This is a genomic window from Microbacterium sp. (assembly GCF_044508325.1).
GTDB lineage: Bacteria > Actinomycetota > Actinomycetes > Actinomycetales > Microbacteriaceae > Microbacterium.
Window position 1 is genome coordinate 286,930 of record NZ_JBIQHX010000002.1, and the last position, 7,844, is coordinate 294,773.

Annotated in this window: 9 protein-coding genes; 3 read left to right on the plus strand and 6 right to left on the minus strand. The window is 72.9% G+C overall.

Annotation, left to right across the window (positions count from 1 at the left end; translation table 11 throughout):
• The 4 genes from ACIWQI_RS02905 to ACIWQI_RS02920 form a co-directional block, all read right to left on the minus strand.
• The coding region (locus tag ACIWQI_RS02905; RefSeq protein ID WP_396655583.1) for a hypothetical protein at positions 1-724 on the minus strand (724 nt) is incomplete at its 3' end.
• A gap of 239 nt (positions 725-963) precedes the next feature.
• A complete protein-coding gene (locus tag ACIWQI_RS02910; RefSeq protein ID WP_396655584.1) occupies positions 964-1,461 on the minus strand; it encodes an HNH endonuclease in 498 nt (165 codons plus the stop codon).
• A gap of 293 nt (positions 1,462-1,754) precedes the next feature.
• Positions 1,755-2,567, minus strand: a complete 813-nt coding sequence (locus ACIWQI_RS02915; RefSeq protein ID WP_396655585.1) for a M23 family metallopeptidase — start codon at positions 2,565-2,567, stop codon at positions 1,755-1,757.
• A 287-nt stretch (positions 2,568-2,854) separates the two neighbouring features.
• Entirely contained in the window at positions 2,855-3,556 is a 702-nt protein-coding gene (locus ACIWQI_RS02920) for a metal-dependent transcriptional regulator (protein WP_396655586.1), read from the minus strand.
• Positions 3,557-3,648: 92 nt separating this feature from the next.
• Here ACIWQI_RS02920 and serC point away from each other — a divergent pair, with 92 nt between their 5' ends.
• A complete protein-coding gene (gene serC / locus ACIWQI_RS02925; RefSeq protein WP_396655587.1) occupies positions 3,649-4,761 on the plus strand; it encodes a phosphoserine transaminase in 1,113 nt (370 codons plus the stop codon).
• On the opposite strand, the gene ACIWQI_RS02930 is transcribed toward serC, so the two are convergent.
• Both ACIWQI_RS02930 and ACIWQI_RS02935 read right to left on the minus strand, forming a co-directional pair.
• Positions 4,762-5,295, minus strand: a complete 534-nt coding sequence (locus ACIWQI_RS02930) for a DUF3027 domain-containing protein (protein ID WP_396655588.1) — start codon at positions 5,293-5,295, stop codon at positions 4,762-4,764.
• Positions 5,279-5,662 carry a cold-shock protein gene (locus tag ACIWQI_RS02935; protein ID WP_396655589.1) on the minus strand — a complete coding sequence of 128 codons (384 nt, stop codon included), beginning with the start codon at positions 5,660-5,662 and terminating at the stop codon, positions 5,279-5,281. Before ACIWQI_RS02935 ends, ACIWQI_RS02930 begins: the two co-directional genes overlap by 17 nt.
• Before the next feature lie 94 nt (positions 5,663-5,756).
• Between ACIWQI_RS02935 and ACIWQI_RS02940 the strand changes: the two genes are divergently transcribed.
• Entirely contained in the window at positions 5,757-6,041 is a 285-nt protein-coding gene (locus ACIWQI_RS02940) for a multidrug ABC transporter ATPase (protein WP_396655590.1), read from the plus strand.
• Between the two features lie 4 nt (positions 6,042-6,045).
• Positions 6,046-7,761, plus strand: coding sequence for a helicase-associated domain-containing protein (locus ACIWQI_RS02945; RefSeq protein WP_396655591.1), 1,716 nt, complete (start codon positions 6,046-6,048; stop codon positions 7,759-7,761).
• Positions 7,762-7,844 lie beyond the last annotated feature (83 nt).

Here is a 7,844-nt window from a genome sequence, read left to right on the forward strand (position 1 = left end):
GCGCGGGCACCGCGTCCGGCTCAGGCGCCGCGTCCGGTGCGGGCACCGCGTACAGGGCGGGCCGCTCCCCCGCCGCCGCGACGGCGGCGATGCCCCCGCCGCGGGCGGGCAGCACGATGCGCGCCGACCGCGGCACCGGCCAGCGGCGGCTGCCCGAGGTGACGGTGACTTCACGGTCGACGAGGTGGCCGTGACCGCGGCCCACCCCCGACCAGGCCGGATCGCTCAGCGACAGCGTCGCCTCGGCCTGCGGCCACCATCCCTGCACGAGCAGCGCGGTGCCGCGGTCGCGCAGCCGGGCTGCCAGGCGCGCGGCATCGGCATCCGTCACCCGGGCAGGCGGCCGCACCGCGACCACCGGCATCACCTCGGCCACCGTCGCCACCACTGCGAGCCACCGCGGCCCCGGGTCGGGGATGAGCACGAGCCGCTCGAGGTCGACGCCGGCCTGCTCGACCGCCTCCGCACCGAGCTCCGGCATCCCGATCGCCGCGCACCACGCACCCGTCTGCGACGGACCTGCCATGAGCGCCATCACCAGCGCCGCCGAGGGCTGCAGCGCGTAGGCGGAGCCGGCTCGCAGCCCCCCGCCGGGCAGCAGCGGGGCCAGTATCGGATGCACCGGCAGCACCGGGGCGTCCAGGCGCCTGCCCTGCGTGCGCTCGAGCTGTGCCCGCAACGCGTCGAGGCTCGCCGCCCCCTGATTCGACACGTTCGCCCTCACCTCCACAGGATAGAACTTCTGTTCTATTCCCTCAACTGTGAGATCGAACGTATCTCCTCCCTCCGACACGGCCGGGCTCGGGCATCCCTCACGTCCCTGCCCCGGTCGAACGCCGGAGGATCACCCCGATGTCGGAGGATTCACGCCGGATCCTCCGACATCCGCGCGATTCTCCGACGAAGGCCCGCGCGACAACCAGGCGAAGGCCCGCGCGACGATCCGACGAAGCGCCGGCGCGGCTAGGCCGCCAGGGCCAGGTAGGGCTCCCAGCGCGGGTCGGCGCGCTCGGTGCCGCGCACGCTCCAGTGCCCGCCGCGCGGAGGTCCGGGCGTCGCCCGCAGCTCCCACGACATCTCCTGCGGAGTGCGATCGCCCTTCAGGTTGTTGCAGCGGAGGCAGCACGCCACGAGGTTCTCCCACGAGTCGCCCCCGCCCCGCGAGCGCGGCAGGATGTGGTCGATGGTCGAGGCGCCCCGGCCGCAGTACGCGCAGCGGTGCGCGTCGCGGCGCAGCACGCCCCGGCGGGTGACGGGCACGCGTCTGCCGTGGGGCAGACGCACGTATCTGGTGAGCAGGATCACGGCCGGGCGGTCGAACACGGCCGACGCGCCCCAGACGGGGTCCCCCTCCACACGCTCGACGACGGTGGCCTTGTCGTTCATGACGAGCACGAGCGCTCGCTTGAACGACACCACCGCCAGGGGCTCATATCCTGCGTTCAGCACCAGAGTGCGCATCCGATGTCCTCTCGAACGGCCGGGACGGATTCACGGTCATTTCGATCTGCGACGCATCGATCGGCGAGAGGGCTCCGGTGCACGAAAAAGGGCGCTGTCTCAGAGACAGCGCCCGCATTCATGCACCTCATGGCCGAGGACATGACGACCGAGCTCATCCATGGTGAGGAGGCCCGGTATCGCGTCCATCGACCGCTCCGCTTCTCTCTGCGTCCGCGTTTCAGGTTAGACCACGTGGGAGCGCACAGGGCCGCCGCGCGCCGCAGCGGCGCCCGGCGTGTCGGAGACGGATGTCAGCCGGCGTTGGCCCTGAGGAAGGCGATCGGGTCGACGAGGGACCCGTTGATCTTGACCTCGAAGTGCAGGTGGTTGCCGAACGCGCGACCCGTCGCGCCCACCAGTCCGATGACCTGACCGGCCTGGACGTGGGTGCCGACGCCGACCGTGCGGCTGCCGTAGCGCATGTGCGAGTAGAGCGTGCTGACCTTGCGCCCGTCGATCACGCCGTCGATGACGATCGCGACCCCGTAGCCGTAGTAGCTCTCCTGCGAGACGCGCACCACGCCGGAGGTGGAGGCGAAGATCGGGGTGCCGCCGGGTGAGATGAGGTCGACACCGTGGTGAGCGCCCCCGCGCGACATGAAGCCGTCGCCGATGCGGGTGATCTTCGCGAGCGGCCAGCGCACAGGGCCGGTGCCGGGGCCGACCAGGCTCAGGTCGATGTTCACCGAGGCGGTGCTGCCGAGCATCTTGGCGCGGGCGGCGGCGGCAGCGGCCGCCTTCTTCTTGGCGATCTCGGCCTCGGTGGTCGCCGAGTAGCTGTCGCGCTGCAGGACGCTGGACTTCACCTCGGAGGCGACGATCAGCGACTGCGCGCCCTCCTCGGCGGCCTGCTGGATGGTCTTGGCGTCGGTCTCGGGCACGAGGGCGCCGTAGGCGGGGATGCCGACGGCAGCGACCAGGCCCGCGACGATCGCGAGGGTGGCGAGGCTGCGCAGCGGGCGGCGCTTGGGCGCCGCGGGTCGAGTGGATGCCGCGGAGCGCTGTGCGGGGGCGGGTGCGGTGCGCGTGGCGACCTCTGCGCGGCGACGCGCCGGTCGGCGCACGCGTTCCCTGCGCGTGAGACTCGCCTGGGGGGCTTCGGGTTCCGTCGCGGGCGAATCGTTCTCTTCAGCCAAACCGGGTCCTCCGGCCCCTCCGCACTCGGGGTGCACCCGCTCGTCGGGCATTCGCATCGGCTTCGACCGGATGAGCGACGAGCGTTCGGGGCTGCTCATCCGGCTGTCCGTGGCCAGGCTCTCTCACCCGGGGGACTGTTCGAGGCTACCCGAAGGTAACGATTCTGTCACTTACGTGAGGACATTCTCAGAATCGTGTCGCCGATCGCGAGCGCTCAGCCTCGGTCGTCGATGAGGAAGATGTGCGAGGCGACCTCGACCGGCAGCTCCAGCGACTCGTCCCTGCCGTCGATCTGGACGAGCACATAGCCCTCGCTGAAGCGGAAGTCGCCGTGCGCGCCGGGCACGACGCCGGCGCTCTTGAGCTGCTCGAGTAGCTCGGGATCGACCTGGATCGGCTCGGCGAGCCGGCGCACCGTGCCCTGCACCGGGGCGTCGGTCTCGTTCATCCGCCGCACGAGGCCGACGACGCCGCGCTCGAAGTCCGCGGCGGGCACGTCGCCGAGCTGGTCGAGGCCGGGGATGGGGTTGCCGTACGGCGACTCGGTGGGGTGACCCAGCAGCTCGACGAGCCGGCGCTCGACCTGCTCGCTCATCACGTGCTCCCACCGGCAGGCCTCTTCGTGGACGTACGCCCAGTCCAGGCCGATCACGTCGCTGAGCAGCCGCTCGGCGAGCCGGTGCTTGCGCATGACGTCCACGGCGCGCTGGCGCCCGGCATCCGTGAGCTCGAGCGTGCGGTCCTCGGAGACGACCACCAGTCCGTCGCGCTCCATGCGGCCGACGGTCTGCGACACGGTGGGACCGGAGTGCCCCAGCCGCTCCGAGATGCGCGCACGCAGCGGAACGATCTCCTCCTCCTCGAGTTCGAGGATCGTTCGCAGGTACATCTCGGTGGTGTCGATCAGATCGGTCATCCCGGCCCCTCGGTCAAACGCGTCAGGCCAGCCTATCCCGGCGGCCGGCGGCGACGGCGGGCGAGGGATGCCGTGACTCATAGAATCGACGCATGCCCGATGTCGTCCTTCCCCGCGAACTCCTGCCCGCCGATGGACGGTTCGGGTGCGGCCCGTCGAAGGTGCGGCCCGAGCAGCTGCAGGCCCTCACCGCCCGCGGCGCGGCGCTGCTGGGCACATCGCACCGCCAGGCCCCGGTGAAGGATCTGGTGGCGAGTGTGCGCGCCGGGCTGGGCGAGCTGCTGCGGCTGCCGGCCGGGTACGAGATCATCCTCGGCAACGGCGGTTCGACCGCCTTCTGGGACGCCGCCGCGTTCGGCCTCATCCAGCGCCGCAGCCAGAACCTCGTCTTCGGCGAGTTCGGCGGGAAGTTCGCCAAGGCCGCCGCCGCGCCCTGGCTGCAGGCCCCCGACGTGCGCGAGGCGCCGGCGGGATCGCGGGCGCTGCCCGAGCCGGTGGAGGGCGTGGATGTCTACGCCTGGCCGCACAACGAGACCTCCACGGGCGTCGCCGCTGAGGTGGCGCGGGTGGCGGGGGATGCCGGAGCGCTCACCGTCATCGATGCGACCAGCGCCGCCGGCGGCATCGACGTCCGGGTCTCGGAGTGCGACGTCTACTACTTCGCGCCGCAGAAGAACCTCGGCTCCGACGGCGGGCTGTGGTTCGCGGCGGTCTCACCGGCGGCGATCGAGCGGATCGAGCGGATCGCGGCATCCGATCGCCACATCCCCGCGTTCCTGAGCCTGAAGGACGCGCTCGACAACTCGCGCCTGCAGCAGACGCTGAACACCCCCGCGATCACGACCCTCCTCCTGCTCGACGAGCAGGTGCGCTGGATCCTCAGCAACGGGGGCCTGGCGTGGGCCGGTGCCCGCACCGCGGAGTCGTCGCGGGCGCTGTACGAGTGGGCCGAGGCATCCTCGTACGCCACGCCGTTCGTGGCCGACCCGGCCGACCGCTCCCCCGTCGTCGTGACGATCGACTTCGACGAGTCGGTGGATGCCGCCGCGGTCGCGAAGAGCCTGCGGTCCAACGGCATCGTCGACACCGAGCCGTACCGCAAGCTGGGTCGCAATCAGCTGCGGATCGCGACCTTCGTCTCGATCGAGCCCGAGGACGTGCGGCAGCTCATCCGGTGCATCGAGCACACGGTGGAGAGCCTCTAGTCAGTCGTCGTCGACGGAGTCGTCCTCGTCGCCGGACTCGTCGCCGGACTCGTCGAGCACGTCGATGTCGACCCCGTCGACGTCGCCGGAGTGCAGCAGGGGCGATCCGTCCTCGTCGAAGTCCGCGGCATCCAGGTCGTCGATGTCGTCCAGGTCGTCGTCGGCGTCCGCGTCGTCCTCGCCGGCGGCCGCGGCCGCGGCCTGCTCCGCCGCGGCCGCAGCCTGCTGGGCGCGGTACTCGGCCAGGCGCTCGGCCCACGGCACCCAGTCCGGAGCCAGCAGCGCGCCCTCGCCGGGCAGAAGCTCGGCCTCCAGCACCGTGGGCTCGGCGCCCTCGACGCGGGCGACGCTCACCGTCCAGTACCAGCCGGGGTAGCCGCCCATGCGATTCTCGAAGCGCAGCGAGACCACGCCGTCGTCCTCGGCGATGTACCCGGCGGCCGGGCCGATCGTCGAGTCCGGGGTGATCTCGCGCAGCGCGGCGAGGGCGAGATCATGCGCCTCCAGCAGGCGGGCGTCAGGCGTCGAGGTCATCGGCCACCTTGCGCAGCATCGCCGCGACCTTGCGGCTGTGCCCGCTGTTCGGGTACCGGCCGCGGCGCAGATCGGCGCCCAGGCCGTCGAGGAGCTTGACGAGGTCTTCGATGATGATCGCCATGTCGTCGGCCGGCTTGCGGTTGGCCTTGGCCAGGCTCGGCGGCGTGTCGAGGAAGCGCACCGACAGCGCCTGCGGACCGCGGCGCCCGTCGGCGATGCCGAACTCGACCCGTGCGCCCTTGCGGGGCGGGGCGGCGCCGTCGGGCAGGGCGGTGGCGTGCAGGAAGACGTCCTGGCCGTCATCGGACGCGATGAAGCCGAACCCCTTCTCGTCGTCGTAGAACCTGACCTTGCCGGTGGGCATTGGAAGACCTCGCTGTGGATGACGCCCGTGAGGGCGGTGTGCGCGGGACGATCGGGACCCGCTCCTCCATCCTAGAGCGGGTAGGCTGGAGCGGATGAGCAAGGCACCCTCCGGACCTGCGGGATCCGCCTCCGACATTCCGGTGCGCCGCATCGACCGCGTCCTGGCCTACATGGCCCTGGGTCTGACGGTGCTGTCGGTCGTCTGCTTCTTCGCCGTGATCCTGGCGCGCCCGTTCGGGGTGACCGACTTCTCCGAGGGCCTGTGGCCCACGATCGTCGTGCTGCCGCTGGTCGCGCTGCCGATCGCGTTCGTGCTCATCATCGCGCTGCTCATCATGAACTTCGTGCGCCGCGCGCGGGCGAACCGGGGCACCTAGTCCGATGGACAGCCCGTCCCCGAGCGACGCACGCGGACTGGCCGCGCAGCTCGCAGCACTCGACGACGCCGAGCTCGAGGACCTGCTGCGGCGGCGGGGCGTCTCGCCCGCAGCGCCGTGGCGCGACTTCTTCGACGCCGCCGAGGGGCTGCTGGAGCAGGTGTCGCTCGACCGCGCGCTGGTCCGCCTGCCGCGCACCGCGCTCGTCGCGCTCGCCGCCGGATCGGTCGCCGAGCCGCAGCGCGCCGCGCTGACGGCGCTCGGCCTGGTGCGGCCCGACGGCACGCCGTACCGCGCCGTCGCATCCCGCGTGCGCGAACTCGCCGCCGCCCGGCCCGACGCGTTCCGCCCCGCCCCGGCCCCGTCCGAGCCCGCTGCGGCCTCGGACGTCGAAGAGGCCGCCGCCGCCGAGCGCGCGGCCCTGAGCGCAGCCGCCCTCGCCGACGTGCTGCTGGCGATGCTGACCGCACCGCTCACGCGCACGGGCGTGGGCGCGGTCTCGGCGGCCGACCGGCGCCGGATCGTCGAGCTCGGCGCCGTCTCGGCGTCCGACGAGCTCGACGAGCTGCTCGCCGCCGCCGACATGGCGGGGCTGGCGTTGCCGGCCGAGCGGGAGTGGCTGGTGACCGCCGCCGGCGAGCGCTGGCTCGGATCGTCCACCCCGGCACGCTGGGCCGTCGTCGCCCAGGCGTTCGCGGACGGGCTGCCGGATGCGCTGCGTGGGCCCGGCGGCATCCTCCCCCCTTCCGCCTGGGAGAACACGCACCCCCTCGATCCCGACTGGCCCGCCCGCGGCGCGCTCCTTGAGGCGGTGGCCGCGCGCTGGGGCCTCGTGTGCCCGTCGGGTGCCGAGCCCGGCTGGGCGCGTCGCCTGCGCACCGAGGGACGAGCGGATGCCGACGCGGTCGCCGCGCTGCTGCCGCCCGAGATCGACCGCGTGTACCTGCAGGCCGACCTCAGCGCGATCGCACCGGGGCCGCTGGCGCCGGCTCTGGACCTGCGGCTGCGCACCATGGCGACCCGCGAGTCGCGCGCGCAGGCGTCGACCTACCGCTTCACGGCGGAGTCGCTGGCGGCGGCGGTCGGATCCGGTGAGACGGCCGAGACGCTGCGGGCGTTCCTGTCCGAGATCTCGCTGACCGGGATCCCGCAGCCGCTGGCCTACCTCATCGACAGCACGGCGTCGCGGCACGGGCTCATCCGGGTCTCGGCCGGCGACGGGCACACGCGGGTCGACAGCGACGACGCGCAGGCCCTCGCCACCCTGGAGGTCGACCAGTCGGTGCGCGCGATCGGGCTGGTCCGCGACGGCGACGGCCTGGTCTCGCGCGTGACCCGCGATGCCGTGTACTGGACGCTCGTCGACGCCCGCTACCCGGCGGTGGCGGTGGATGCCGCAGGCGACCCCGAGCCGCTGCGCCGACGCCGGCTGGCACCCGACGCGCCTGCGTCGACGCACCCCCACGACCGGCTGCTCGCGACCCTCCGCCGCGCTCGGGAGACCGACACCGATGCCGCGTGGCTGGGCCGGGAGCTGGATGCCGCGGTGCGCGCGCGATCGACGATCATCGTGGTCGCGGCGCTCCCCGACGGCACGACGCGCGAGTTCACGCTCGAGGCGACGGGCCTGGGCGGCGGGCGGCTGCGCGGCCGAGACCGCGGCTCCGACACCGAGCGCACGCTCCCCGTCTCGAGCATCGTGAGCGCCCGCCCCGCCTGAGCCCCGCCGAGTCCGCACCGGTGCCGTCCCGGTAGAATGGACCCTTATGTCTGACGGCCCACTGATCGTGCAGAGCGATCGCA